The organism is Nonomuraea sp. NPDC047529 (assembly GCF_040642995.1).
Classification (GTDB): Bacteria; Actinomycetota; Actinomycetes; order Streptosporangiales; family Streptosporangiaceae; genus Nonomuraea.
The window spans coordinates 42,883-68,958 of the sequence record NZ_JBEYTJ010000012.1 but is presented as its reverse complement, the minus strand read 5'-3'; the positions used below and the strand labels follow the sequence as shown (position 1 = coordinate 68,958).

At 71.7% G+C, this 26,076-nt stretch carries 27 protein-coding genes; 12 read left to right on the top strand and 15 right to left on the bottom strand.

Annotation, left to right across the window (positions count from 1 at the left end; all coding sequences use genetic code 11):
* Positions 1–8 precede the first annotated feature (8 nt).
* Positions 9–344, top strand: coding sequence for a helix-turn-helix transcriptional regulator (locus ABZ815_RS20985; RefSeq protein WP_357700222.1), 336 nt, complete (start codon positions 9–11; stop codon positions 342–344).
* Positions 345–453: 109 nt separating this feature from the next.
* Here the strand turns inward: ABZ815_RS20985 and ABZ815_RS20980 are convergent, their stop codons facing one another.
* From ABZ815_RS20980 to ABZ815_RS20970, 3 genes are all read right to left on the bottom strand, one after another.
* Complete coding sequence (locus tag ABZ815_RS20980) at positions 454–903, bottom strand: VOC family protein (protein ID WP_357700219.1); 450 nt, start codon at positions 901–903, stop codon at positions 454–456.
* Between the two features lie 130 nt (positions 904–1,033).
* Positions 1,034–1,462 (bottom strand): RICIN domain-containing protein, encoded by a 429-nt coding sequence (locus ABZ815_RS20975; RefSeq protein WP_357700217.1) that lies wholly within the window; start codon positions 1,460–1,462, stop codon positions 1,034–1,036.
* 244 nt (positions 1,463–1,706) lie between these two features.
* On the bottom strand, positions 1,707–2,432 hold the full coding sequence (locus tag ABZ815_RS20970) for an alpha/beta hydrolase (RefSeq protein WP_357700215.1): 726 nt from the start codon (positions 2,430–2,432) through the stop codon (positions 1,707–1,709).
* A 138-nt stretch (positions 2,433–2,570) separates the two neighbouring features.
* Here ABZ815_RS20970 and ABZ815_RS20965 point away from each other — a divergent pair, with 138 nt between their 5' ends.
* Entirely contained in the window at positions 2,571–3,395 is an 825-nt protein-coding gene (locus tag ABZ815_RS20965; RefSeq protein WP_357700213.1) for a helix-turn-helix transcriptional regulator, read from the top strand.
* A 97-nt stretch (positions 3,396–3,492) separates the two neighbouring features.
* Here the strand turns inward: ABZ815_RS20965 and ABZ815_RS20960 are convergent, their stop codons facing one another.
* Entirely contained in the window at positions 3,493–4,266 is a 774-nt protein-coding gene (locus ABZ815_RS20960) for an IclR family transcriptional regulator (protein ID WP_357700211.1), read from the bottom strand.
* A gap of 126 nt (positions 4,267–4,392) precedes the next feature.
* Between ABZ815_RS20960 and ABZ815_RS20955 the strand changes: the two genes are divergently transcribed.
* From ABZ815_RS20955 to ABZ815_RS20915, 9 genes are read left to right on the top strand one after another with little or no spacing between them, the layout of a single operon-like run.
* On the top strand, positions 4,393–5,367 hold the full coding sequence (locus tag ABZ815_RS20955; RefSeq protein WP_357700209.1) for an ABC transporter substrate-binding protein: 975 nt from the start codon (positions 4,393–4,395) through the stop codon (positions 5,365–5,367).
* Positions 5,360–6,355 (top strand): ABC transporter substrate-binding protein, encoded by a 996-nt coding sequence (locus ABZ815_RS20950; protein ID WP_357700207.1) that lies wholly within the window; start codon positions 5,360–5,362, stop codon positions 6,353–6,355. The genes ABZ815_RS20955 and ABZ815_RS20950 overlap by 8 nt, the downstream gene beginning before the upstream one ends.
* Complete coding sequence (locus ABZ815_RS20945; protein WP_357700205.1) at positions 6,352–7,191, top strand: ABC transporter permease subunit; 840 nt, start codon at positions 6,352–6,354, stop codon at positions 7,189–7,191. The genes ABZ815_RS20950 and ABZ815_RS20945 overlap by 4 nt, the downstream gene beginning before the upstream one ends.
* Positions 7,188–7,898 carry an ABC transporter ATP-binding protein gene (locus tag ABZ815_RS20940; RefSeq protein ID WP_357700203.1) on the top strand — a complete coding sequence of 237 codons (711 nt, stop codon included), beginning with the start codon at positions 7,188–7,190 and terminating at the stop codon, positions 7,896–7,898. Before ABZ815_RS20945 ends, ABZ815_RS20940 begins: the two co-directional genes overlap by 4 nt.
* Positions 7,899–7,918: 20 nt before the next feature.
* Positions 7,919–9,403 carry a hypothetical protein gene (locus ABZ815_RS20935; RefSeq protein ID WP_357700200.1) on the top strand — a complete coding sequence of 495 codons (1,485 nt, stop codon included), beginning with the start codon at positions 7,919–7,921 and terminating at the stop codon, positions 9,401–9,403.
* Position 9,404: 1 nt separating this feature from the next.
* Positions 9,405–9,902, top strand: coding sequence for an NADPH-dependent FMN reductase (ssuE, locus tag ABZ815_RS20930; RefSeq protein WP_357700197.1), 498 nt, complete (start codon positions 9,405–9,407; stop codon positions 9,900–9,902).
* Complete coding sequence (locus tag ABZ815_RS20925; RefSeq protein ID WP_357700195.1) at positions 9,899–10,687, top strand: LLM class flavin-dependent oxidoreductase; 789 nt, start codon at positions 9,899–9,901, stop codon at positions 10,685–10,687. The genes ssuE and ABZ815_RS20925 overlap by 4 nt, the downstream gene beginning before the upstream one ends.
* Positions 10,677–11,774, top strand: a complete 1,098-nt coding sequence (locus ABZ815_RS20920) for an LLM class flavin-dependent oxidoreductase (RefSeq protein ID WP_352356221.1) — start codon at positions 10,677–10,679, stop codon at positions 11,772–11,774. The genes ABZ815_RS20925 and ABZ815_RS20920 overlap by 11 nt, the downstream gene beginning before the upstream one ends.
* Positions 11,774–12,655 (top strand): ABC transporter substrate-binding protein, encoded by an 882-nt coding sequence (locus ABZ815_RS20915; RefSeq protein WP_357700192.1) that lies wholly within the window; start codon positions 11,774–11,776, stop codon positions 12,653–12,655. The genes ABZ815_RS20920 and ABZ815_RS20915 overlap by 1 nt, the downstream gene beginning before the upstream one ends.
* 47 nt (positions 12,656–12,702) lie before the next feature.
* On the opposite strand, the gene ABZ815_RS20910 is transcribed toward ABZ815_RS20915, so the two are convergent.
* The 11 genes from ABZ815_RS20910 to ABZ815_RS20860 form a co-directional block, all read right to left on the bottom strand.
* Positions 12,703–13,722 (bottom strand): ferritin-like protein, encoded by a 1,020-nt coding sequence (locus ABZ815_RS20910; protein WP_357700190.1) that lies wholly within the window; start codon positions 13,720–13,722, stop codon positions 12,703–12,705.
* A gap of 133 nt (positions 13,723–13,855) precedes the next feature.
* Entirely contained in the window at positions 13,856–14,266 is a 411-nt protein-coding gene (locus ABZ815_RS20905; protein ID WP_357700189.1) for a cupin domain-containing protein, read from the bottom strand.
* Between the two features lie 9 nt (positions 14,267–14,275).
* Positions 14,276–15,028: an SDR family oxidoreductase gene (locus ABZ815_RS20900; protein WP_357700187.1), complete on the bottom strand. Its 753-nt coding sequence runs from the start codon at positions 15,026–15,028 to the stop codon at positions 14,276–14,278.
* A 289-nt stretch (positions 15,029–15,317) separates the two neighbouring features.
* Positions 15,318–16,001 carry a hypothetical protein gene (locus ABZ815_RS20895; protein ID WP_357700185.1) on the bottom strand — a complete coding sequence of 228 codons (684 nt, stop codon included), beginning with the start codon at positions 15,999–16,001 and terminating at the stop codon, positions 15,318–15,320.
* A gap of 46 nt (positions 16,002–16,047) precedes the next feature.
* Positions 16,048–16,962 carry an RNA polymerase sigma-70 factor gene (locus ABZ815_RS20890; protein WP_357700183.1) on the bottom strand — a complete coding sequence of 305 codons (915 nt, stop codon included), beginning with the start codon at positions 16,960–16,962 and terminating at the stop codon, positions 16,048–16,050.
* Between the two features lie 42 nt (positions 16,963–17,004).
* A complete protein-coding gene (locus ABZ815_RS20885) occupies positions 17,005–17,256 on the bottom strand; it encodes a hypothetical protein (RefSeq protein WP_357700181.1) in 252 nt (83 codons plus the stop codon).
* A 20-nt stretch (positions 17,257–17,276) separates the two neighbouring features.
* On the bottom strand, positions 17,277–18,932 hold the full coding sequence (locus ABZ815_RS20880; protein WP_357700179.1) for a ferritin-like domain-containing protein: 1,656 nt from the start codon (positions 18,930–18,932) through the stop codon (positions 17,277–17,279).
* Complete coding sequence (locus tag ABZ815_RS20875; RefSeq protein ID WP_357700177.1) at positions 18,916–19,146, bottom strand: hypothetical protein; 231 nt, start codon at positions 19,144–19,146, stop codon at positions 18,916–18,918. Before ABZ815_RS20875 ends, ABZ815_RS20880 begins: the two co-directional genes overlap by 17 nt.
* A gap of 115 nt (positions 19,147–19,261) precedes the next feature.
* Positions 19,262–20,992 (bottom strand): FAD-dependent oxidoreductase, encoded by a 1,731-nt coding sequence (locus tag ABZ815_RS20870; RefSeq protein ID WP_357700174.1) that lies wholly within the window; start codon positions 20,990–20,992, stop codon positions 19,262–19,264.
* A 9-nt stretch (positions 20,993–21,001) separates the two neighbouring features.
* Complete coding sequence (locus ABZ815_RS20865; RefSeq protein WP_357700173.1) at positions 21,002–22,186, bottom strand: low temperature requirement protein A; 1,185 nt, start codon at positions 22,184–22,186, stop codon at positions 21,002–21,004.
* A 94-nt stretch (positions 22,187–22,280) separates the two neighbouring features.
* Positions 22,281–22,940, bottom strand: coding sequence for a sigma-70 family RNA polymerase sigma factor (locus ABZ815_RS20860; RefSeq protein ID WP_357700171.1), 660 nt, complete (start codon positions 22,938–22,940; stop codon positions 22,281–22,283).
* 325 nt (positions 22,941–23,265) lie between these two features.
* Between ABZ815_RS20860 and ABZ815_RS20855 the strand changes: the two genes are divergently transcribed.
* The gene (locus tag ABZ815_RS20855; RefSeq protein ID WP_357700169.1) at positions 23,266–26,037 is read left to right on the top strand and encodes an AAA family ATPase; all 2,772 of its coding nucleotides are present in this window, start codon (positions 23,266–23,268) and stop codon (positions 26,035–26,037) included.
* Positions 26,038–26,076 lie beyond the last annotated feature (39 nt).

The window sequence follows — 26,076 nt, the reverse complement described above, 5'->3', positions numbered from 1 at the left end:
GATCGGCCGTGCTCCTTCGTCTGGCCCAGCTCACCGTCACGAACACGTTCGCCGCGCTCGAAATCTTCCAACGCCTCGACGCCCGTCCGTGGGCCGAACGCGCCCGAAACGAGCTTCGTGCCGCTGGCGACACCACTCTGGCCGTCGGTGCCCGCGACGGTTTGCCGGCCCTGTCGCCCCAGGAACTGCAGATCGTACGCCTGGCCGCGGCAGGGCGGACCAACAAGGAGATCGGCGCCCGGCTCTTCCTCAGCCCCAAGACCGTCAGCCACCAGCTCTACCGGGCCTTCCCCAAGCTCAACGTGACCAGCAGAGCCCAACTCGCCGGGCTCGACCTGACCTGAGCAGGCTGAATGCAGAAATCAGCGGTAGAGCCTTCGATCATGAGAACCGCGATGTACGTCAGCCGCGCGCGGCACTCACGTACGGGACGCGGGCCGCCTGGGGGTGGCGCTACGCCACGTCGAACTCGTTTCCCTCCGGGTCAGCCATCGCCACCGCATAGTGATCGACTCCGGGCTGCGACAGCACCCGCACCACGGACGCCCCTGCCTGGACCAGCCGCTCCACCTCGGCGTCCACCCGCGCCCTCCGGGTCTCCAACGGCACGTCCGCCCGCTTACCGCCCACCTTCACATCCAGGTGGAACCGATTCTTGACCGTCTTGGATTCGGGCACCTGCTGGAACCAGATCCTCGGGCCGTGCCCCTCGGGATCGATGATGCTGTCGCTGCAGTCGCCCTCGCCCAACTCATCCTCGGGCACGCCGATGCTGAGCCAGTACTCCCGCCATGTGCCGAATTCGTCCGGTGGCGGCTCCACCGTGTACCTCAGCGCGCTCGCCCAGAACCGGGCCATGAGGTCGGGCGAGGCGCAGTCAATGACCAACTGGTAGGAAACCATGGCAACCATCCTGCCCGGGCGCCATGGCCACAACGGACCCGCAGGCACCGACGCCTCCGAACCGGCCCTCCCTCACGCCGCAGGTCCTGGGACCCGACCACCCCGTGCAACCGAACTCCGCGTACCGGCGCTAGGGAACGGCCTTGAGCAGCCAGAGCTCGTTCTCGTCATGACCGGGTTCGAACTGCACCACGCGTGCGCCCGGGTCGGTGGAGGCGTTCGCGACTGCCAGAACCTTGCCCGAGTGCTTGGCGATGAGCCGGTAGACGCCCGCCTCGTGCTCCTTGAGGTACCAGATCTGACTGGGACTGCCGTTGATCCCCCACTGCATCGCGAAGTCGGAGTTCTGGTTCGCCAGAGTGACGTCGAGGGCCTTGCCGGAGTGTTCGGCGATGAACTTGTAGCCGCCCTCGGCGGGTTCCAAGCGGAAGATCTGGTTGGCCCGGCCGTGGGGGGTCCACTGAATCACCCAGCCCCCGTCGGACATGTCGCATTCCATGATGTCGAGGGCGAGCCCGGACTTCTTGTTGATCAGGGTGGCTCGGGCCGGGATGTCCATGGAGGTCCTCTCGGGCTGGAGCAGGAGGTGGCGATGTGCCGCCTTGTCTCCATAAGAGACGATTGTGCACGGGAAATCACCCTTTGACCGTGACCGCTTTCGGACAGGGTTTCCGACCGCACCTGGTCGTACCACCACTGGAACAGCTCGGCGCTCGGTGACGAGTCCGGCCCCTCCCCCGCACTCCAGCCGATGTCGCCGCCGGGCGCGGCGACACGATCCCGGTCCGACCCGGGCCACCGGGTCACGCGAGCTTGAGCAGCAGTTCGGTGAGCTCGTCCGGCATGGTGATCATGCAGTCGTGGCCCGTCGGCAGTTCCCACACCTGTGCGGGGCTGCCGTTGGGCTGCGTCGCCGGGACGGGCCGCCGCGTGATGCCCTCGGGTACGCCCGCGACGCAGTGGATGTGCGTCCGCGGGATCGCGTGCGTGACGGGGTTGTCCAGCCGGACCGGCTGCTGGAGGCAGAGCGCCGGCTGGTCCGACAGCATCGCCCGCAGCCAGGCCACGTCCGCCGGGTCGGTGACCCCGAACAGGCCCAGGGGCGGCGGCAGCTCGGGCATCGGCGGGATCCGCCAGCCGGTCCCGGACTGCGCGGCGCGGTCGATGAGAGCCTGGGTGACGGGCTGCACGTCCACCGCGCTCTCGCCGTCCTCCGGGACCATCGCGTCGAGGTAGACCAGGTGGGCGATGCGTTCCGGGATGCGGTTGGCTACGGAGGAGATGACCAGCCCGGCGTAGCTGTGGCCGACCAGGATCACGTCGGTGAGGTCGTTCGCGGTGATCAGCTCGACGATGTCGCCGGCGTGGGTGTCCAGTCCCACCTCGGGGCCGAGCAGATGGGCCTTGTCACCGAGGCCGGTCAGCGACGGCGCGGCCGCCTGATGCCCGGCCGAGGTCAGGAGCGGGACCACCCGCTCCCAGCATCGTCCGCTGTGCCAGGCCCCGTGTACCAGCACGTACGTTGACATGTGCGGCTCCTTGCTCATCAAAGGGGTGTTCGTTCCCGAGTGAGGTTTCCGCTCGTCCGCCGGCGCAGCCAGAGCCCTCGCGATCCTGGGGGTGAGGGGGCCAGGCACGCGCCGAGGTGCGCCGTTACCGTGGTGCGCATGGGCGGCGAATCCAACCTTCTGGGCGAATACGTACGCGCCCGCCGGGAGCTCGTCACTCCTGAGCAGGCCGGCATCCCTTCCGTGGGCGTACGGCGGGTGCCGGGCCTGCGCCGGGAGGAGGTCGCGATGCTCGCCGGCATCAGCGCCGACTACTACCTGCGCCTGGAGCAGGGCCGCGACCGCAACCCGTCCGCGCAGGTGCTGGTGTCCCTCGCGCGCGTGCTGCGGCTCGACGACGACGCGACGGCCTATCTGCTGCGCCTCGGGGCGGGCGATCCCCGGCGGCGACGGCGGCGGCCCCGCAAGGAGAGCGTTCCCACGGGCATCGCCAAGCTCGTCGCCGCGCTCGCGCTGCCCGCGTACGTGGAGGGCCGCTCCTTCGACGTCCTGGCCGCCAACGCGCCGGCGACCACCCTGTCGCCGCGGCTCGCGGCGGGGCGCAACCGCCTGCGGGACGTGTTCCTCGACCCCGCCGAGCAGGCTCTCTACCCGGACTGGGAGAACGCCGCGCAGGGCATGGTCGCCGGCTTCCGCAAGTCCGTCGGCGCCGACATCGACGATCCCCGGTTCGTCGAACTCGTCGGCGAGCTCTCCCTCGCCAGCCCACTGTTCAGCAGGCTCTGGGCCCGTCACGACGTGAACACGTGCGAAGGCGCGGCCAAGCGCCTCGACCATCCCCAGGTGGGTGAGCTGTGGCTGAACCGGGAGAGGCTGGGCGTGAGCGGCGCGGCGGGCCAGACGCTCATCGTCCTGCACCCCGACCCCGGCACCGGCAGCGCCGAGAAGCTGGCGCTCCTCGCCTCCGTCACGCCTTCCCCGTAAATCACCCAGGGGCTCGCCGACCGGCTCGGCCGCGCGCATCCACCGCTGGAGTTCGGCCTGCGCGTCACCGCCGCCGGCCGGCGCCGCCTGCCGTGACTCAGGCGGAGGGGCGCAGGCGGCGCTCGGCCGGTGGGATCAGCAGCACCTCCAGCGCGCGGGCGCAGGCCCGCGCGTGCGCGGCGAACCAGTCGATCCGCGCGTCGCTGATGACCAGCGGCGTGGAGCGCACGGCCAGCGCGTAGCGGACGTGGTTGTGCCGGTCGAGCACCGGCACCGCGACGGTGCGGATGCCGTCGCCCGACTCCCCGTCGTTGAGCGCGTACCCCGACTCGCGCACGCGGACCAGCTCCTCGCGCAGTTCGGCGTGGTCCACGATGGTGCGGCCGGTCAGCGCCGGCAGCGGGCCGAGCGCCTCCAGGTCGGCGCTGCCCTCCGGGTCCCAGGCCAGCAGCACCTTGCCCAGCGCCGTGGAGTGCAGGGGGCGGCGCAGCCCGGCGCCGCTGTCGGGGTTGAGCGAGCCGCCGCTCAGGATGACCGCGTGCCGGTCGTTGCGGACGGCCAGGTCCACGGTGGCGGAGGTGATGCGGGCCAACTCGGCCAGTTCGGGGGTGATGCGGTGCAGGCCGCGCCGGTGGAAGGAGAGCTGCCCCAGCTCCGTGATGGACGGCCCCAGCCGGTAGCGGCCGGTGCGCGCCTCCTGCTCCAGGAAGCCCGTGGCGGCCAGCGTCCTGGCCAGGCGGTGGGTGGTCGAGGTGGACAGCCCCATCCTGCGCGCCAGGTCGGACAGGCCGAGCGAGGCGTCACCGCCCCCGAAGCAGCCGAGCAGGCCGATCGCCCTGCGCACCGACTGGACGCTGTCGTCTGTTGCCATACGGGAAACTCCGTCTTCCGAGTAGGGAGATCGGGGACCAGGTAGGAGCCGGTCCAGCCGGGAATGCTTCCCGCATCGCGGGACAATCTTTGCATTCCCTACCAATTTACAAGCAAACTCTGGCCCATGACCACAGCCGCACTCGACGCCATCTGGTTCACCCGCTGTCCCGTCCCCACCGCCACAGGCATCGCGGCCGACCAGGGCTGGCTGGCGGGAGAGTTCGCCGGCGACGGGATCGAGGTCCGCTCGCTGCAGGACGACGACCCCGGCGTGCCCCGCGAGACCCACTACACCCATGCTCTGACCGGCCTGTTCCGCGAGGGCGGCAACGTACCGGCGCTGTGGGCGCGCTCGCGCGGCGAGGCGACCAGGCTCATCGGGCTCACCTGGATCGAGGAGCGGCAGGTCGTGCTGGTGCGCGGCGGCACCGCCCTGGAGAGTCCCGAGCAGCTCAAGGGCCTGCGGCTGGCGGCGCCCCGGCACCGCATCGCCATCGACTTCTGGCGGGCCATGGCCCTGCGCGGCTTCCACGGCGCGCTCTCCCTGGCCGGGCTCGGGCTCGGTGACGCCGAACTGGTGGACGTCGAGGCCGAGCCAGACGGCGGCCAGTGGGAGGCGGAGCTGGCCGCGCTGGCCGCCGGCCGGGTGGACGCGGTCTACGTCAAGGGCGCGCTCGCCGTCGAGGCCGCCCTGCGCCACGGCGCGGAGGTGGGCATCGACCTGGACGCCGTGCCGGAACGGCGCGCGCGGATCAACAACGGCACCCCCCGCCCGATCACCGTCCACCAGCGCCTGCTGGACGAGCATCCGCAGGTGGTCACCCGCTTCCTGGCCGTCCTGCTGCGCGCCGCGGACTGGGCCGCCGCGCACCCGTCCGAGGTGGCCAGGATCCTGGGCGCGGAGACCGGCGCCGGCGCGACCGGCGTGGCCGCGGCCTACCGCCCCGGCGCCTCGCTCCACCTCGACCTGTCCGCCGAACGCCTCGACCTGCTGGCCGAGCAGGAGCGCTTCCTGCGCGGCCACGGCTTCCTCGAATCACCCGTGGACGTCGCCGCCTGGGCCGACCACACCCCGCTCCAAGGAGTCACCCATGCGTAAGCTGCTGCTCGCCCTTCCGCTCGCCCTCCTGGCCACGGCCTGCGGCGGCCCGGACACCACCACCACCGCCGCCGGCCAGGAGCAGGTCGTCGTGCGCATCTCCGACCCCGGCAACAGCGGCTTCCTGGCCGTCGCGAAGAAGGACGGCAGCCTGGACGCGGCCCTGGCCAAGGTCAACGCCAAGGTCAAGTGGGCCGGTGACTTCTCCGTGTTCGCCCCGGCCGCCCAGGCCATCAACGCGGGCTCGCTCGACATCGCCACCGGCTCGATCACCTCCGGCGTCACCGCGCTGGCCGTCAAACCCAGTTTCAAGATCTTCGCCACCGTCCCGCCCGACCTGGCCGGGGAGGGCATCGTGGTGAAGAAGGACTCGCCGATCAGGTCCGTGGCCGATCTGGCCGGGCACAGCGTGGCCGTCGGGCACGGCGGCACCAGCGAGTACCTGCTGCTCAAGGCGTTGCAGACGTTCGACGTGCCGGTCGAGAAGGTCAAGCGGGTCTATCTGCCGCCGCCGCAGACCGCGCCGGTCTTCGGCTCGGGCGAGGTGGACGCCTGGTCCACCTTCTCCACCTTCCTCATCCCCGCCGTCACCCAGCTGGGCGCGCGCGTCCTGGCCGACGGCGAGGCGATCAAGTCGGACAACTACGTGATCTACGTGGCCGCCAACAAGCTGCTGCAGGAGCATCCCGAGGTGGTCAAGGCGCTGTTCGCGTTCATCGAGGAGGGCAGCGCCAAGGAGATCGCCGATCCGGCGGCGTACCTGAACGTCTTCACCCAGACCGGCCCGCAGGCCGTGCAGGGCGAGCAGAAGGAGCTCGTGGTCGGCATCCAGAAGAAGGGCAGGCCCGCCCAGGCGGTCACCGCCGCCGAAATCACGAAATATCAGGACGTGGCGAGGTTCTTTCTCGACCAGAAGGTGCTCACCGCGCCGCTGGACGTCTCCCAGCACGTCGTGGACGTGAACACGCTCGGGAGCGCGCGGTCATGAGCGTGGCCACTCACGCGGAGGCCGGCGTCGAAGGGCTCGTCGCGCCACAGCCGCCGCGCTCGTCCGGCCGCCATCCGGCCGTCACGCTCGCGCTGCGCGCCACCGGCCCCGTCCTGCTGCTCGCCGCCTGGTACGCGGCCACCGCCACCGGCGCCCTCACCCAGGACGTGCTCGCCGGCCCTCAGGACGTCGTCGACACCTTCGGCGAGCTGTGGGCCGACGGCCAGCTCCCCGAGGCGCTGCGCGTGTCGGTCACCAGGGCCGGGCTCGGCCTGCTGCTGGGCGCCTCCACGGGGCTGGCGCTGGGCGTCGTCTCCGGCTTCACCCGGCTCGGCGAGGAGCTCGTCGACTCCTCGATGCAGGCCCTGCGCGCCATCCCGTTCCTGGCGCTGACCTCGCTGTTCATCGTCTGGTTCGGGATCGAGGAGGCGTCCAAGATCCTGCTGATCGGGGTGGCCTGCACGTTCCCCATGTACATCAACGTCTCCAGCGGGGTGCGCAACGTGGACCGCAAGGTCGTCGAGGCGGCCCGCTCGTTCGGACTGGGCCGGCTGGCCGTCGCCCGCGAGGTCGTGCTGCCGGGCGCGCTGCCGTCGATCTTCGCCGGGCTGCGGTTGTCCACCACGCTCAGCGTGATCGCGCTCATCGCCGCCGAGGAGATCAACGTGACGGCCGGGCTCGGCTACCTCATGGCCCGGGCCACCGACTACCTGCGCACCGACATCCTCGCTCTGTGCGTGCTGCTGTACGCGGTGATCGGGCTCGCCGCCGACCTGGCCCTGCGGCTGGCCGAGCGGGTCACGATGCCCTGGCGCAGGGCGGTGACGATCCGATGAGCCTCGCCGTACGCACCCGGGGGCTGCGCAAGGTCTTCAGCGAGCGGGCCGTGCTCGACGGGGTGGACCTGGACGTGCGGCGCGGCGAGTTCCTGGCGCTGCTCGGCGCGAGCGGCACCGGCAAGACCACGCTCCTGCGCATCCTGGCCGGGCTGGACGCGGCCGGCGGCGGGAGCGTGCTGGTGCCGCCGGTGCGCACCGTCGTCTTCCAGGAGCCGCGGCTCGTCCCGTCCAAGCGCGCCCTCGCCAACGTGATCATCGGGCAGGGCCGCGCCGCCCGCGCCAAGGGCCTGGCGGCCCTGGCCGAGGTGGGGCTGAGCAGCCATGCCGACGCCTGGCCCGCGACGCTGTCCGGCGGCGAGGCCCAGCGGGTCGCGCTGGCCAGGGCCCTGGTACGCGAGCCGGAGCTGCTGCTGCTCGACGAGCCGTTCGCCGCGCTGGACGCCCTGACCCGGCTGCACATGCAGGACCTGATCGCCGAGCTGTGCGCCCGGCACCGCCCGGCCGTGGTGCTGGTCACGCATGACGTGGAGGAGGCGATCCTGCTCGCCGACCGGATCGCGGTGCTGCGCGCGGGCACGTTCGTCACCGATGTGCGGGTCGAGCTCGACCGGCCGCGCGACCGCACCGACCCCGACTTCGTCGAGCTGCGCCGTCGGCTCCTCGCCGACCTCGGCGTGGACGCCCACGCGGGAGCGGCGCCATGACGGCGCCCGGGAGCAGTGCCGTGAGCAGTGCCGTGAGCAGTGCCATGACGAGGGCCATGACGGCGGCGGGCTGGATCGCCGAGAACGCCGCCGCGCTGACCGGGCTCGCCGACCGGATCTGGGCCTACGCCGAGCCGTCGCTGCGCGAATGGCGCTCGGCGCCGGCCACCGCCGCGCTCCTGCGCGCGCACGGCTTCACGATCGCGTGGGGCACGGCCGGCCTGCCTGCCGCGTTCGTCGCCACCCACGGCGACCGCGGGCCGGTGCTGGGCTTCAACGTCGAGTACGACGCCCTGCCCGGCCTGTCCCAGCGGGCCGGCGCGGCCCGGCACGAGCCGGTCGCGTTCGAGGGCGACGAGTACGCCCCCGCCTACGGCCCCGGCCACGGCTGCGGCCACAACGCCCTGGCGGCAGCGTCGGCAGGCGCGGCCATCGCCGCCGCCACGGCACTGGGGAACCGGGCCACGATCAAGGTGTTCGCGTCCACCGGCGAGGAGCACCTGGTCGGGAAGGCGTACGCGGTGCGCGACGGCGCCTACGACGGGCTGGACGCCTTCCTCGACTGGCACCCCGCCCCCGTCACCGGCACCGGCTGGGACGTCACCAGCGCCCTGTACTCGGCCACGTTCTCCTTCCTCGGCTCGCCCGGCCACGGCTCGAACCCGCTGGGCACCCGCAGCGGCCTGGACGGCGCGCTGCTACTGACGGAGATGGTCGAGCGCCTGCGCGCCGGCCACGTCTCCCCCTCCGGCCGCGTCAGCTACACGATCAGCGGCGGCGGCGCCCCCAACGTCACCCCCGACCTGCGGACGGTCTGGGTCTATGTCCGCGAGTCCACGGCCGCCGCCGCCAGGACCCTCTACGACCAGGTCGTGACCTGCGCCCACGCCGCCGCCGCCGGCAGCGGGACCCGGCTGGAGCACCGCCTGGTCACCGCCATCCGGCAGGGGCTCGGCAACCGGGCGGGCGCCGAGCTGCTGCACCACACGATGAGCGAGCTGGGGCCGCCGGTGTTCACCGACGCCGACCACGCGTTCGCGCGGCGGCTGCAGGCGGCGATCGGCCGGCCGCCCGCCGGCCTGGCCGACAAGGTGCTGCCGCTGCGCCCGCCCGCCGGTCCTGACCTCGGCGGCCCGTCCAGCGACACCTCCGAGGTGAGCTGGACGGCCCCGCACCTCAGCCTGGTCGCGGCCGTGGTGCCGCTCGGGGTGCCCCTGCACTCGTGGGCGGCCACCGCGGCGACCGGCACCCCGATCGCACACGCCGGGCTGGTGGCCGCCGCCCGCTACCTGGCCACGGCGGCGGTCACGCTGGTCGAGCAGCCCGAGACGCTCGCGGCGGTCAGCGCGGAGTTCGACTCCCGCGAACGGGAGCCTGCGCTCCTGCCGGCCGGCGCCGAGCCGCCGTACCACCTGCCGCCGCCCGGCTTCCTCGACGAGACGGGCCAGTCGCCGCGGCCGACCCGGACGCCGCCCGTTTCCGCTGAACCCCTAGGAAAGATCTGACATGTCCGTCCTGCTCATCTCCGGCAGCCCATCGGCCGCCTCGCGCACCGTACGCCTGCTCGACCACCTGGCCGGGCGGCTGGACCGGCCCGCCACCGTACTGCGCCTTCGTGACCTCCCCGCCGAGGCCCTGTTGCGCGGCGACACCGCCCATCCCGAGCTGGCCCACGCCACCGCGCAGGTGGCCGCGGCCGACACGATCGTCGTCGCCACCCCGATCTACAAGGCGTCCTACACCGGCCTGCTGAAGGCGTTCCTGGACGTCCTGCCGCAGGGCGCGTTCGCCGGCAAGACGGTGGTGCCGATCGCCACCGGCGGCACCCCCGGCCACCTGCTGGCCGTGGACTACGCCCTGCGCCCGGTGCTGAGCGTGCTCGGCGCGCGGCACGTCACGCGCGGCCTGTTCGTGCTGGACAGCCAGATCGAGCCGCTGGCCGGGGAGCTGCTCCCGCGCATCGACGCCCTGCTGGAAGAGGTCCCGCTGGGGGCGGCGGCATGACGGCGCACCGCACCGCGCGCTTCCACCTGGTCCTGCCCACCACGAGCCCCGCCCCCGCCAAGCTGCCGGCCTTCGTCACCGACGTGCGGCCGGCGCTCACCGACCCCGCCGGGCGGGCCGCCGTGGCCGCGGACCTGTCCGGGTGGGCGGGCGCGCTCTCGCCCTTCGACCCCGCAGGCCAGGAATCTCTCGCCGTCGCCGCCAACGCCCTGCGCCGCACCCGCCACCTGCGGGTCGTGGCCGAGTTCCACCCGGCCGTGGCCACCCCGGTCTACGCGGCCAAGCTCTCGGCGTCCCTGCAGCGTTTCTCCGCCGGACGGCTCGGCTGGCGGCTCGCGGTGGATCTGGACCCGACCGTGGCCAGGGCGCAGGGCGACTTCCTGACCGGCGCCGCCCGGTTCGCCCGCGCCGACGAGTTCCTCACCGTGGCCAAGGGCGTCTGGGGCGGCGGCCCGTTCGACTTCGCCGGGGACTTCTACGAGGTGGTCAAGGGCGGCTTCGGCGCGCCGCTGTCGTCCCCGCCCTTCCCCGAGGTGCACCTGTCGGGCGTCTCGCCCGAGGCCCTGGAGCTGTCGCGCCGCCACGCCGACGTGCACGTCTTCGTGGCCGGTGACGACCTGGCGGCCCTCGTCCCCGAGCTGCCCGGCCTGCGCTACGGCGTGCACCTGCCCTCGATCGAGGCCGCCGACGAGTACGCCGCGCTCGGCGTCACCGAGTTCTTCCTCCAGACCGAGGACGTCTACCGCCTCGGCGAGCACGTGAAGGAGCGGTCTGTTGACCGTTGACATCTACTGGCGCATTCACATGGAGGGCGACCAGCCCTCGCTGCGCCGCCGCGTCCGCAGCCGAGGCGGTTTCGCCCCCGGCGGCACCGCCCCCGGCACCAGGGACGGCCGGGACGACGGCTACAGCCACGCCGACTACATGGCCGAGGTCGCCAGGGCCGCTGAAGACAGCGGCTTCACCGGCGGGCTGCTGCCGAACTTCCCGCACACCGACGACCCGTGGGCCGCCGCCGCGACGCTGGCCCGCGAGACCACGTCGTACCGCTTCATGGTGGCCTTCCAGCCCGGCTTCCTGCACCCCGTCCAGGCCGCCCGGATGACGGCCACGCTGCAACGGGCCACCGGCGGCCGGATCGTCTACAACGTCATCTCCGGCGGCGGCGGCCCGGCGCAGCTGTGGTGGGGCGACAAGGTGGACCACGACGACCGCTACGCCCGCACCTCGGAGTTCCTGGACGTGCTCAAGGGAGTCTGGCAGGGCGGGCACACCCACCGTGGCCGCTTCTACCAGGTGGAGAACGCCGGGCTGCCGGAGGAGCTGGCCGGGCAGCCGTTCCCCGAGATCTTCTTCTCCGGCTCCTCCCCCGCCGCCATCGATGCCGCCGGACGGCACGCCGACTACTACCTGTCCTGGCTGGAGCCGTTCGAGGCGCTGGAGGAGAAGTTCGACGCGGTGCGCGCGCACAGTGCCACGCCGCCCCGGTTCGCCGTGCGGGTGGACCTGCTGGCCCGGGAGAGCGAGGAGGAGGCGTGGGCGGAGATCGAGGCCGGCTGGCGGGCCCGGCCGCGCGAGAGCGACGCCGGCGAGGGCGACTCCGTCGGCGTGCGACGCAGCCGCGCCTTCCTCGCCGGAGCCGGTGACGACCCCCGCGCCCTGGAGGTCGCCCCCCACGTGTGGGGCGGGTTCAGCCAACTGCGCGACGGCCCGGCCTTCGGCCTGGTCGGCGACTACCACCAGGTCGCCGACCGCCTCGACCGGCTGCTGGACCTCGGGGTGGACGCCCTCATCCTGGCCGGGATCCCCCATCTCGAAGAGGCCCGCCGCGTGGGCCGCCACGTTTTGCCACTACTGAAAGGACGCTCCTGATGACCACCAAGGTCGGCTTCTTCCCGCAGAACAACACGCTCTGGGTGGCCCGCCACCGCGACCTGCTGCCCGGCGTCGAATGGGTGGACCTGAACGCCCTCGGCCGGGACGAGCGCGTCGATCCCACCCGGGCCCTGCCGTCCGCACACGGCGACCACCTGTTCGACGGCGGATACGACTTCATCGGCACCGGCTCCACGCCCCCGGTCACCGCCCAGGCCAAGGGGCACGACATCGTGTACGTGGCGATCTCGGGGCCGCGGGTCGAGAACGGCCGCCTGGTGGTGCGGGACGACTCCCCGATCAGCTCGGTGGCGGAGCTGAAGGGCAGGCGGGTGGCGCTCGGGCACGGCTCCTGGCAGACCACCCTGCTGCTGCTGGCGCTGGAGCGGGCCGGGCTCGGGTGGGGCGACATCGTCCCGGTGGACGCCTACGGCAACGCCGCCGAGCTGCTGGTGAACGGCGACGTGGACGCCTGGGTGGGCTCCTACCCGTACCTGACGCCGGTCGAGTCGCGCACCCGGACGCTGGTGGAGACCGAGGGCCTGTTCAGCCACCGCTCACTCTGGTTCACCCGCCGCGACTTCGCCCAGGAACGGCCGGAGGAGCTGGCCAGGATCGTCACCGCGCTGCAACGGGCGGACAACTGGACGGAGGAGCACCCGCGCGAGGCCGCGGCCCTGTTCGACGGCGACCTCGACGCGTGGGAGCACGCGCTGCGCACCCGCCCGTGGGGGCTGCACCCGGTCAGCGCGGAGTTCGTCGCCGAGCAGCAGCACGCCGCCGACCTGTTCCACGCCAACGGGCTCATCCAGCGGAAGATCACGGTCGCGGACGCCGTCCTCCCCGAGATCGGCGAGCTGGTCACGCGAACCCGGTGACTCCTGTCCTCTCCGCCGCCCACGCGGCAGCGGAGAGGTTTCCTGGATCAGCCGCGTGCTTCGGGCGGCACGTAGGCGAAGGTGGGACCGGCGCCGCCGGGCAGCGCCATCAGGGCCTGCGCCTGGGCCCTGAGCGTGAACATGGTGCGGGTGGCGTCCGTGAGCCGCTTCGGGTCGCCGTTGAATGCCTGCTCCAGCAGGTTCAGCAGGGTGCTGTAGGTGGTGTCGAACAGATCCTGCGCCGCCCGTACGGCACTGCCCGGCTCGGCGGGCCGCGGGTCGGGTGTCATCGGCAGCACGCCGTCCGGGTCGACGCCGACCTTCTCCCCGGTCGGGCCGGTCTTCGGGGTGTCGCCCCGCTGGTAACGGCGGCCGAGCTTGAGCTCCTGAAAGCGGTAGTAGTGGGCGACCTCTTTCCGCTCGGGGTGGAGGACGTCCTGGTCGCCGTCCCAGACCTCGCCGCGGGCGCTGCCCTCCCCCTGCTCGACGATCTCCTTCAGCGCGCCGAGCGCGGACTCCAGATCCTCGACGGCGAACAACGATCCGGCAGTGTGACGGAAGTGGGCGCCGCTCACCTGCCGGGCCGGGTCGCCGCAGAACACCTCCTTCTCGCCGAGCGTTTTGCACAGATGGCGCAACCCCTGCTCGATCGCGGCGTAGAACTGCCCGATGGTCTCGTAGCCGTCGTCCTCCGGCGGCGCGCCGGGCGGCGCGGGCTGTTCCAGGCGCAGGAACATCTCCAGCGCCTCCGCGCCGAACGGCACCAGCGACACCTCCAGATCGCCGTGGGGCAACTTGCGCGGGTGCGGCGGCAGCATCTCGGGCGTGTCGAGCCGCGGCGTGCCGCCGACGGCGTTGAGCAGGTTCGCCGCCAGCGCCAAGTGCAGCATCTCCTCCACGAAGACGCCGCTCACCACCTCGACGGCCGCCGGGTTGCGCTCCGGGTCGAGGGAGTACAGCGCAGTCAGGTACGGCGGCAGCGTCGCGTGCTCCAGCTCGATCGCCCACTGCAGGTGCTCACGCAGGCTGCCGAGCGTGCCGATCCGAACCGGTCGTTCATGGTTCATTCGTGTCAAACCTCGGGTTGTTGGCATGGCGGATCGGGCCGCCGGCCGGTGGGCCGGCGGCCTGGTTCGATCCTGGGATCAGGCAGCGACGACGGCAGCCGGTGCCGTCACGCTGCGGATACTTCGCCGGGGTTCAGGACGGGCGTGGCGCGCGGCGGTCCTTGCGCTGGGCCAGCTCGGCCTCTTCCACCAGCGTGAACATCGGCCTGCCCGGCTCGCACAGCATGGTGACCGTGAACCGTACCGGGACATCGTCGCGATTGTTGCCGTCCTGGTAGTGGATGACGTCGCCACCCGGCTCCCAGAACGCCTCGCCGGCGCGGATCACCCGCTCCGGCTCTCCTTCCAGCTCCATCAGCATCTCGCCGTCGAGAACGACGCCGAAGGCGGGACCCGGGTGGCGATGCGGCGGCGCGCCGGGGTCTCCGGGCGGGTACTCGATGACCACGGTCATCGCGTGCGCGCCCTCGGGGATGAACGGAGGCTGCGCCTCCTGCAGCACGGTCAACGCCGTCTGCCACGCGGTCGATCGCGGCTTGTCCATCGCCCCGCCCTACTTCGCGTCGGACTGGTCGAGCCAGTCCTTGTAGGTGATGGTGCCGAGCTGCGCGCCGTCAGCGGGCACCAGCGACCGCTCGCCGAGCACGCTGCCGAAGTAGCGCGCCTGCGGGTCGACGACGACCTCGCGGGTGTCGCCCCAGGCGGCCAGCGCCTTGCGGAAGAACTCGTCCATCTTGTACTGGGTCGGTCCGGCGATCTCGATCCGGCCGTTCAGCGGCGTCCCCACCGCGGTCCTGCCGACCGCCTGGGCCACGTCGTCGCCCGCGATCGGCTGGAACAGCACCGGCGCGATGTGCACCTTGCCGTCGATCGTGCCCTCGTCGGCGATGCCGCGGGCGAACTCGAAGAACTGGGTGGAGTGCACCAGCGAGAACGGGATCCCCGACTTCTCGATCAGCTGCTCCTGGGCGATCTTCGCCGCGAAGTAGCCGTTCTCCGGCATCCGCTCGGTCCCCACGATCGACACCGCCACGTGATGGCCTACCCCCGCGGCCGCCTCGGCCGCCAGCAGGTTGCCGGTGGAGGTCCGGAAGAACTTCATGACGGCCTCGCGCTCGAACGAGGGCGAGTTCGACACGTCGATCACGACCTCGGCGCCCTTCAGCACCTCGGCCAGACCTTCCCCGGTCAACGTGTCGACGCCGGTGTTCGGCGACGCGGCCACGGCCTCGTGGCCGTGCTCGCCCAGCTTCTTCACCAGCTTCGACCCGATGAGCCCGGTCCCGCCGATCACCACGATTTTCATTGCTGGCACCCTTCTGGCTCTCTGGACGCTGTGGTGCGCCCCTGTCGTCAGCTAAGACAAGGCAACCCCCCTCGGTTGTGACAGGCGGCCTCGTGTTCGAGGAGGAGCGTGCTGATCCCGAGCTTGGTGCAGGCGTGCCGGAGGTGCGTGGTGACCTGCGTGGCCGCTGGCCCGCCCGGGGGAAGAGCTGCCGGCGGTCACGGCGACGCGCGTGGAGTAGAGCGGGCTGAATTCCACCCCGTCGTTGTCGTGTCAGTGGAGAGGATCTGGTCGGGCACCGGTATGCCCTTCAGTGCCAATGCTGGAGTTTGTCGGGGTTCAGGATGATCCACACCGCCGTGACCTCGGCCCCGGCCACGCTCACGCTGACCACGGCCACGGCCTTGCCCGCCCGCCGCAGCACGAGCCCCGTCCTGCCGTTCACCGATCCGATGGCCGGCTCGGTGCCTGGCTGATCGATCAGCAACGCCGTGACGACCCGCGCGACCGCGTCCGCACCGTAAGTCGGCCGTACGGCGACGCGCACCTTGCCGCCGCCATCGCTGACGACGGTCGCGTCGGCGGCCAGGACTTCCCGCAGCGCCTCGGTGTCGCCCGCCTGGCAGGCCGCGGCGAACCGGCGGGCCACCCGCTCGTGCCTGGCGAGCATCTCCGGGCCGTACCCGGCCTGGTGCGAGGCGGGGTACGGCACGGGCTGGGCCCGCGTCGCCCGGCCGCCGGGCACGTGGTCGGGGTCGGGGTCGGGGTCGGCGACGAGCTCCAGGCAGATGCTTCCCGCTGTCCGCGTCAGCCAGGCGCGCGGCACCGCGATGGCGGCGCGCTCCTCCTCGTCGAGGGCGTACCAGCGGCGATAGGTCTCCTGGACGACGTGGTCGGCCGTGGTGTCCGAGCCGAACATGCACAGAGCGATCTCGAGCAGGTGCTGCCGTTCGTCGAGCATCTCCGCCAGCGACTCGGCGCCCGCCTCGGTCATGATCTGCCGCCTCCTTCATCGTTGGCAGATAAGACCGGACAGCCCGTTACGTTGTGACACAGCGGCTGCGAGACCGCTCGAAGGCCTCGATCTTGGCCGGGTTGAGAATCCACAGCAGGTGGTGGATCCCCTCCTGGGAGGCCTCGATGGCGAGCAGGGCGACGCCGCTGCCGTCCCGGGTGACGAGCACGCCTGGCAGCCCGTTCATCTCGACCCACGTGACGGCGGTGCCCGGCCAGAACCGCGGCGAGAACGCGGCCACGAACCTGGCCACCCGCTCGTTGCCCAGCACGGGGAACTTGGCCGATCCCCTGATGCCGTCGCCGTCGGAGGAGCTGACGACATCGGCGGCGAAGAGCTTCTCCAGGGCGCCGACATTTCCCGTCTGGGCGGCGTCGAGGAACGTCTCCAGGAGGCGCCGGTGCTGGAGCCTGTCGATGGGCTCGTGGCGGACGGCGGTCACGCGCCTGCGGGCACGGCTCACGATCTGCCTGACATTGACCGGGGTGAGCCGCAGGATCTCCGCTATCTGCGGATAGGGGTAGTCGAAGGCCTCGCGCAGGACGTAGGCGGCGCGCTCGGTGGGATTGAGCCTCTCCAGCAGGAGCAGAAAGGCCAGCTCCAGCGCTTCGCCGCGTTCGGCGCCGACAGTGGGGTCAAGACTGGTGTCCACGGGTTCCGGCAGCCAGGGGCCGATGTAGGACTCCCGCCGCACGCGCGCCGACTTCGCCAGGTTGATGGCCAGCCGGGTGGTGACCAGCGCCAGGAAGGCCGGCGGGTTCTCGATGGTCTCGCGGTCGGTGTCCTGCCAGCGCAGCCACACCTCCTGGACGATGTCCTCGGCCTCGGCCGCGCTGCCCAGCATCCGGTAGGCGATGCCGAACAGCCGCGGGCGCAGCTCGATGAAGGCGGACGCCGCCCGATCGAGAGCCTCCGCCTGTTCCAGGGATTCCGTGTTCATGTGCCCCACATCGATTCGCCCGTCGGCCTGAACAGGGGTTCGTCAGCCTCGCACGCGGTCCGCCGCGTCGAGGATAGTCGCTGTCACGGCGTCGGGCCGGGAGGCCGCGAGCGCGTGGGAGGCGCCGGCGACCTCGCGGGTGCCGCGCGAGTCCGCGCGCTCGGCCATGAAGCGCAGCGGGTTGGCCACGGCGACCGTGGTGAGCTGGTGGCCGCGCAGGCGCTGGATGACGCGGTTCCAGCCGGCCGACTCGGCGAAGGCGCCGTGGACGAGGAGAACGACTGGTTGGTTCATGGGATTGCCTCTCTGGTTGTTCACTCGTGAAAGCCGATCTCGCGATGGGTGCCGTCGCAGAGCGGTTTGTTGCCGGAGTGACCGCAACGACACAGCGTCATCCGGTTCCTGGTCTCCAGCGGTAGGCCGTCCGATCGGGTGACGGGGATTCCACCGGTCACCCACAGCGCGCCGGCCAGGCCGTCCTCCTCCTCCAGCACCGAGACGGCGCGCGGGAGGTCGGCCTCGATCGTCTCGCCGCCACGTTCGAGGGCATAGCTGTAGGACCCGGAGGGGCAGTGATCGATGCGGCCCATGACGGCGGAGCGCACGTCGCTGTCGGCGGTGTCGTCGAGCATCTTGGCGATGGGCCTGGTCCGGCCGATGCAGAAGGCGGCGTGCACGCACAGCTCGCCCACCCGCCGCGCGGAGATGCCGACGCCGTCGTGCACGTGCTGCAACTCCTGGTAGGGCCGCATCGGCGCGGCCTCCGTGCCGTCGAAACCGATCACGGCGTGAGTCCCGTCGCAGAACGGCTTGGCGCCCGAACGGCCGCAGCGGCACAGCGCATAGGTTTCCTCGGTCTCCAGCAGCTCGCCGGTCCTCCAGGTGAGCGCGTTCTTCTGCTCGGCGGAGACGATCTTCCGCTTGCGCCGCAGGGGGACGCGACCGTACACGACGTACGGCCCGTCCCGGAGCACGACGATCCGCTGGTGGTCGCCCGCGCTCCAGCGGCGCAGCTCAGGCGGGACGTACTCGAAGGTGAGGCCGCCCCGCCGCATCAGCCCCTGCGCCTGGGCCTTGAGCGCGTACATCTCCCCGGTGGCGACGGCGAGCATCCTGGGGCTGCCGTTGAAGGCCAGCTCCAGCAGATGGAGGATGGCGCAGTAGGTGTGGTCGAACTCCTCCTGCGCGGCGCGGTCCGCAGGGTCGGGCGTCATGGGGAACACCCCGGTGAGATCCACCGAGAGCTCTTCACCGGTGGGTCCGGACTCAGGGGTGTCCCCGCGCCGGTAGCGGCGGCCGAGCTTCAGCTCCATGAAGCGGTAGTAATGGGCGACCTCGTCCTGGTCACCGTCCCAGACCTCGCCGCGGGCGGTGCCCTCCCCCTGCTCGACGATCTCCTCAAGCGCGTCCAGTGCGGAGGCGAGGTCGGTGACGGCGACGAGTCTGCCGCCGGTGTGACGGAAGTGGGCGCCGCTCACCTGCCGGGCCGGGTCGCCGCAGAACACCTCCTTCTCGCCGAGCGTTCCGCACAGATGGCGCAACCCCTGCTCGATCGCGGCGTAGAACTGCCCGATGGTCTCGTAGCCGTCGTCCTCCGGCGGCGCGCCGGGCGGCGCGGGCTGTTCCAGGCGCAGGAACATCTCCAGCGCCTCCGCGCCGAACGGCACCAGCGACACCTCCAGATCGCCGTGGGGCAACTTGCGCGGGTGCGGCGGCAGCATCTCGGGCGTGTCGAGCCGCGGCGTGCCGCCGACGGCGTTGAGCAGGTTCGCCGCCAGCGCCAAGTGCAGCATCTCCTCCACGAAGACGCTGCTCACCACCTCGACGGCCGCCGGGTTGCGCTCCGGGTCGAGGGAGTACAGCGCAGTCAGGTACGGCGGCAGCGTCGCGTGCTCCAGCTCGATCGCCCACTGCAGGTGCTCACGGAGGCTGCCGAGCGTGCCGATCCGCGGCTCAGGCAACGTCGTCACCCGGCCGCGAGCCGCCTTCCAGCACCTCGACCGCGTCGCGCAGGCCCCGCAGAGCGATCTTCTCGCGATCGACGTCCGTCGGGTCGTACAGCCACTCGGTGACCGGCTGCCCCACCTCCTCCTCCGGGTGGCTGGCCTCGGCGATGATCAGCTCCTCCTCGATCTCGACGTGGAGCTCGTACAGGAACTCGTTCTCACCGTTCGGGGTGCTCATGTCTCCTCCAAGGGATCTATACGGCGATCTGGCGGGCATCGACTCGATCAGGATTGGCCGGACCCCGAACCGCCAGCTAAGACAGGGCAGCCACGGCATTTGTGACAAGATCCGGCTATTCGACGAGCTTTCCCACGGTTGAGACCTCGCGCATGAGCGCCGCGATCTCGGCGGGAATCGGCGGGATGCTCTCCCGCTCCACCGATCCGGGGCCGGACCACACGAGGTTGACCTGCAGTGCGGGGTCGAGTTCCGGGTAGTCGGAGCGGTTGTGGCAGCCGCGGGTCTCGCGGCGCTCGATCGCGGTTTCGATGGTCGCGTGCGCGGCGAGCGCCGCGGACTTCAGATCGAAGGCATGGGCCAGGTCCTGGAAGCCGGCGATGTCCGGGTGCACGCCCATCCCGCTGATGCGCGCCTCGACCCCTGCCAGCTCGGCGAGGCCTTTTCGCAGGCCGCCCTCGTCGCGTACCACTCCGGCGTGCTCCGTCATGATGTCGCGGAGCGCTCGCTGCAGCGACCGCACGTTCTCCGGGCCGTCGGCGGACAGGAGCTCGTCCACTTCCTGCCGCGCCGCGGCGAACGCCTCGGCGGAGCGTCGCTGCGCGCCGAGACCCGCGGAATACTCCGCCGCCGCCCGGCCGACGATGCGGCCGAAGACGAGCAGCTCGATGAGGGAGTTGCCGCCCAGGCGGTTGGCGCCGTGCAGGCCGCTGGCCGCCTCCCCGATCGCGTACAGGCCGTCGACGTCCGTGCCGTGGTCCTCGGGACGTACCCAGACCCCGCCCATCGAGTAGTGCGCGGTCGGCGCGACCTCGATCGGCTCCTTGGTGATGTCGAGCATCTGCAGCTCCAGGAGCGTCTGGTAGACGCGCGGCAGCCGCGTCATGATCGTCTCGCGCGGCAGATGCGACACGTCCAGCCACACGCCGCCGTCCGGGGTGCCGCGACCTTCCTTGATCTCTGTGTACGCGGCCAGCGCGACCCGATCGCGCGTGGACAACTCCATCCGCTCCGGGTCATACCGGGACATGAACCGCTCGCCGAGCCGGTTGCGCAGGACCCCGCCCTCGCCCCGTGCCGCCTCGGAGACGAGCGTGCCCGCCGCGTTCTCCGGCGCGATGAGACCAGAGGGGTGGAACTGCACCAGCTCGGGGTCGCGGATGCGGCAGCCGGCCAGGACGGCCAGGCGGAAGGAGTCGCCGGTGTTCTCATCACGCCGGGAGGAGGTGCGCCGCCAGATCCTGGTGTGCCCGCCCGCGGCCAGGATCACCGCATCGGCATGGATGACGTAGCGGCTGCCGTCGGTCAGGTCGAACCCGTACGCGCCGAAGACCGCGTTGTCGCGCACGAGAATCCGCGTGATGTACACCGTGTCGAGGACGCGGACGTCGAGCTGGGCCGCCCGGTTGATCAGCGTGCGCTGGATCTCCAGTCCGGTGTAGTCCCCCGCGTACGAGGTGCGCCGGAAGGTGTGGGCGCCGAAGAAGCGCTGGGAGATCCGCCCGTCCCGCTCGCGTGCGAACGGCATGCCGTACCGCACGAGGTCCTCGATGCCACGCGCGGCCCCCTCGGTGACGATGCGCACCGTCTCGGGGTTGGCCAGCAGGTAACTCTCCTTGAGAGTGTCGGCCGCGTGCTGCTGCCAGGTGTCCTCGGGGTCCATCGTGGCGAGGGCCGCGTTGATGCCGCCTGCCGCGAGCGAGGTGTGTGCGTCCGCCTTCGGCCGTTTGCCGACCGCGAGGACATCCACCCCGCGCTCGGCGAGTTCGACGGCCGCCCGCAGCCCGGCCCCTCCCGTCCCGATGACCAGGACGGACGTGGCGATTCTGTTCTCTGACGCGTGCATGATGCTCCTTCAGCTACGTGCCGCCCAGATGGCGACGGCGACCAGCGCGACGCAGGCCGCCGCGATCAGCGCGACCACGGCGGCCACCCCGATCCACGGCGCCGCGAGCGGCGACAACACGACGGCGCCGACGCACCCTGCCACGGCAGTGCGGGGGACGACGGAGTCCGCGTCGACCAGCGCATGCACCGCCCGGAGCAGGATGAGATACACCCCGACCGGGACGGCGACCGCGTAGCCGATCGCCATCGGCGATGCCGCCACCTGGCGCCCGCTCTGCTCCACCGCCACCTCCAGCCCGGCGCCGAGGGCCGCCAGCGCGGCGAAGATGCCGAAGTGGCCGTACCCCCACCAGTACGACCGGTGACGCCGCTCGCTGAGCCCCTCCCCTGCCTCGACCAGGAAGTACAGCCACCACAGAGCGAACAGCAGGACGAGGCCGGATCCGGCGATGACGACGAGGGGAGCCGCTTCGAGCGCCCCTTCGACCCCTCTGCTCGCGGCCAGGACACTCTCGCCCAGCAGAATGATCGTGAACAGGCCGTAGCGCTCGGCGATGTGCTGCGGGTGCCAGGTGGTCGCCCTGACCCGCTCCGCCCACCACGGCACCGCCAGCTCCAGGGCGACCAGGCAGGCGAAGAACGGCAGCTGGAGTGAGGCCGGCAGGAGGCCGGCGTCCAGGAGAGCGAGCCGGAGCAACCAGCCCAGCTCGGCCAGACCTATGCCCGCGGCGTAGCGGAGCCCCGTACGGCGGCTCGCCGGGTCTTCGAACGCGGCCCTCAGCCATTGGGCGACGAGCCCGATCCTCATGATGAGGTAGCCCAGGGTGATGACCCCGTAGTCGGAGTGGCCGGCCGCGGCGGGCACGCCGACGGCGAGGACCAGCACCCCCGCCATCTGCACCATGGTCAGCAGCCGGTAGGGAACGTCGTCGGTGTCGTACGACGAGGCGAACCAGGTGAAGTTCATCCACGCCCACCAGATGGCGAAGAACACCTGGAGGAACGGGACCAGCCCGGTCAGGCCATGACCTTCGGCGATGACGTGCGCGAACTGCGCCGTGACGGCCGCGACCGCGACCACGAAGGTGAGATCGAAGAGGAGCTCGAGCTGGCTCGACGCGCGATGCGGCTCGTCGACGGGCCGTGAGCTCATCCTGACCCGGATCCGGATGGTGGTCATGGTCGAGGGCACGCTCACGCTCCTGTCGCTTTTTCGGCGTCCGATTCACCCCGAAAGACCGGACGGCGTCGTGATCTGTGACAGATCGCTGCAAATGCGATCAAACTCAGCGGACGATGTCGGCGGCGAGCACTTCTTCCAGCTCGGCGAGGTCGCCGGACTGGGCGGCGGCGACGAACGTCCGTACGAGGCGCCGGTGCGCGGTGGTGCTCACCTGGTGGCGTCGCCCGGTGGCGAGGTGGTTGCGCGCGCGTCGCAGGAGTTGCCGCGCATGGTCTTCGCCGAGGTGGAGGAGCTCGGAGATCTGGCGGTAGGGGTAGTCGAAGGCCGTGCGCAGGAGATAGACGGCTCGTTCGGCGGGTGTCAGCCTCTCCAGCAGCAGCCGGATCGCGGTGTCGACCGCCTCTCGTCGTTCGGCCGCCGTCTCGGGCCCGGCGGCGAGGTCAGCCGTCTCGGGGAGCCAGGAGCCGGCGGAGGTCTCTCGGCGCCTGCGGGCGGACCGGGCGACGTTGATGGCGAGCCTCGTGGTGGTCAGCGCGAGGAACGCCGGCGGGCTGATGACGACCGACCGATCGGCACGGGCCCAACGCAGCCACGTCTCCTGCACCACGTCCTCGGCTTCGCCCACGTCCTGCAGGACGCGCAGGCCGATCGTGAGAAGCCGGGGCGCGGCGCTGACGAACGCCGGATCGTCTCCGTCCCCATGTGTGATCGACCGGTCATGGGTCTGCTCCGCGTGGCCTTCGCACGACTCCAACAGGCTCATGGTCACGATGGCGGCTCCGTTCGACAGCTGGCATCCGGTGATGCCACTGCGATCACGGTCGCTGCCCGTGCTGCTCCATCGCGCCCTGGGAACACCGTGGTCGCTACCCTGGCCCGCACCGTGGCGGGCGTCGGGGCAGCGGAGGCGCTTCGGACCGTGGGATGCTCCGCGACCACCCGGCTCACCCTGCGGCCGGTGTCACCAGCAGATTGCTGGGCTTAATGGCAGAACGGTAGGTTACGTCTCCATCTAGGATGTAGCGCCGGTTTCTCCCCATGTTCAGCGGTCATGGGGCAACGAACAGATGATCGTCGGGGGCAGTGCCATGGCAAGCAGAGGTCCCGGGTCGCAACTTCGCGGGCGGCAGCCGGAGTGCGAGACGCTGGATCAGCTCGTGGCGACGGTGCAGGACGGCCACAGCTCGGTCCTGGTTCTGCGCGGCGAGGCCGGCATCGGCAAGACGGCGCTGCTGGAGTACGCGCGGGACAGCGCGTCCGGCTGCCGGATCAGCAGAGCGACCGGCGTGGAATCCGAGATGGAGCTGGCCTTCGGCGGGCTGCATCAGCTGTGCTCGCCGTTCCTGGAGCATCTGGGTCGCCTGCCGGGCCCGCAACGCGACGCGCTCGGGACGGCGTTCGGCCTGAGCGCGGGAACTCCTCCGGACCGCTTCCTGGTCGGGCTCGCGGTGCTCAGCCTGCTCGCCGACGTGGCCGAGAAAGGGCCGCTGGTCTGCCTCGTCGATGACGCGCAGTGGCTCGACCAGGTCTCCGCGCAGACCCTCGCCTTCGTCGCGCGGCGCCTGCTCGCGGAGCCGATCGGGCTGGTGTTCGCGGTGCGCGAGCACCACCTCGGACCGGAGCTGAAAGGGCTGCCCCAGCTCGACGTGGGACGGTTGAGCGACAGCGACGCCCGCGCCCTGCTGGACTCCGTGACTCCTGGACGACTCGACGAGCAGGTCCGGGACCGGATCGTCGTCGAGACGCAGGGAAACCCGCTGGCCCTGCTCGAACTGCCCCGGGGGCTGGCGCCGGCGGAGCTGGCGGGTGGATTCGGGCGGCCCGACGCGCGACCGCTGGCCAGTCAGATCGAGCAGGGCTTCCTGCGGCGCGTCCGGTCGTTGCCGGCCGAGACACAGCGGCTGCTGCTCATCGCGGCGGCCGAGCCGGTCGGGGATGTGACCCTGCTGACTCGCGCGGCGGAGTTGCTGGGCATCGAGGTCTCCGCCGCGTCGCCGGCCGAGGCGGCGGGGCTGATCGCCATCGGTACGCGGGTGCGTTTCCGCCATCCCCTCATGCGCTCGGCGGCCTACCGCGTCGCGTCCCCGCAGGACCGGCAGGACGTCCACCGCGCGCTGGCCGACGCGACCGATCCCCGCGCGGACCCCGATCGCCGGGCGTGGCACCTCGCCAACGCGACGGCCGGCCCCGACGAGACGGTGGCCGCCGAGTTGGAGCGCTCGGCGGATCGGGCGCAGGCGCGCGGCGGAGTCGCCGCGGCGGCGGCGTTCCACGAGCGGGCAGCCGAGCTGACCCCCGATCCTGCGCGCCGCGGCGCCAGGGCCTTGGCGGCGGCACGGGCCAAGTACCAGGCCGGCGGGTACGACGCCGCGCTCGAACTGCTGGACGCAGCCGAACTCAGCACTCTGGACGAACACGAACTCGCCCAGGCGGACCTGCTGCGCGGTCAGATCGCGTTCGCCTCCAGGAGCGCCGGTTCCGCCTTCCCGCTGCTGCTCAGAGCCGGTGAGCGCCTGGCGCCGCTGGACGCCGGGCTGGCCCGCGAGACCTACCGCGACACGTTGAACGCGGCCATGAACGCGGGCCGGCTGCCGAGCGGCGCCCAGGTGGTGGACATCGCCGAGGCGCTGCTCGCCGCACCGCCGGGGCCGCCGCCCGAGCGCAACGACCTGCTCCTGAACGGCGTGGGCGTGGCGCTCACCGAGGGTTCCGCCGCGGGCGTGCCGATGGTGCTGCGGGCTCTGGAGTCCTTCCGCGCCGAAGGGGTCTCCAGGGAACAGGGCCTTGGCTGGCTGCCGTTCGCGTCCCGGATGGCCCATAACGTCTGGGACTTCGACAGTTGGTCGGTGCTCTCCGCGAGACTGGTCGATCTGGCACGCGAGGCGGGCGCACTGTCGGTGCTGCCCTCCGCCCTCCACATGCTCGTGTCGAACAGGGTCCTCGCCGGTGAGTTCGCCCTGGCCGACGCGCTGGTCGCCGAGGCGGTGACGATCGGCGAGGTGACGGGCAGCCGCTACCTGGCCCAGTACGCGGCCCTGGTACTCGAACCGTGGAGAGGCCGGGAGGCCGCGACGCGTCAGGTGAGCGCAGCGATCATGCGGGACCCGGCCATCCAGGGAGAAGGCAAGGTGGTGACCGCCACCCAATGGGCGAGTGCGGTGCTCTGCAACGGCCTCGGCCGGTACGAGGAGGCGTACGTCGCCGCCGAGCGAGCCTTCGAGCACCCGCAGGAGCTCGGCGGGACGGCCATCAGGTCCACGGTCGAACTCGTCGAGGCCGCCGTCCGGAGCGGGAGGCCCGCTCGGGCGGCCGAGGTCGCCTGGCGCCTCGACGAGATGGCCCGAGCCAGCGGCACCGACTGGGCCCTCGGGACCTCGGCGTGCGTACGGGCCCAGGTGAGCGACGGAGCGGACGCCGACGTTCTCTACCGCGAGGCGATCGAGCGGCTCGGCCGCACCGAGGTCCGGACGACGCTCGCCCGCACCCGGCTGCTCTACGGCGAGTGGCTGCGCCGGGAGAACCGCCGCCTCGACGCACGCGAGCAGTTGGGCATCGCATACGAGCTGCTCGGCGACATGGGGGCCGAGGCGTTCGCGGAACGCGCCCGGCGCGAGCTCCAGGCCACCGGTGAGACGGTACGCAAGCGCACCGTCGAGGCACGCGCGACTCTCACCGCCCAGGAGGCGCAGATAGCGCGCCTGGCCGGCGACGGGCTGACGAACCCCGAGATCGGCGCTCAGCTCTTCATCAGCCCGCACACCGTCGAATGGCACCTGCGCAAGGTCTTCGCGAAGCTCGGCATCTCGTCACGCAAGCAGATCCGCACCACGCTGCTCGAAGGCGCGGCGCTCACGGCCTGAGGATCCGCGGCCCGCCGTCGTCCGCGAGCGGGATGGTGA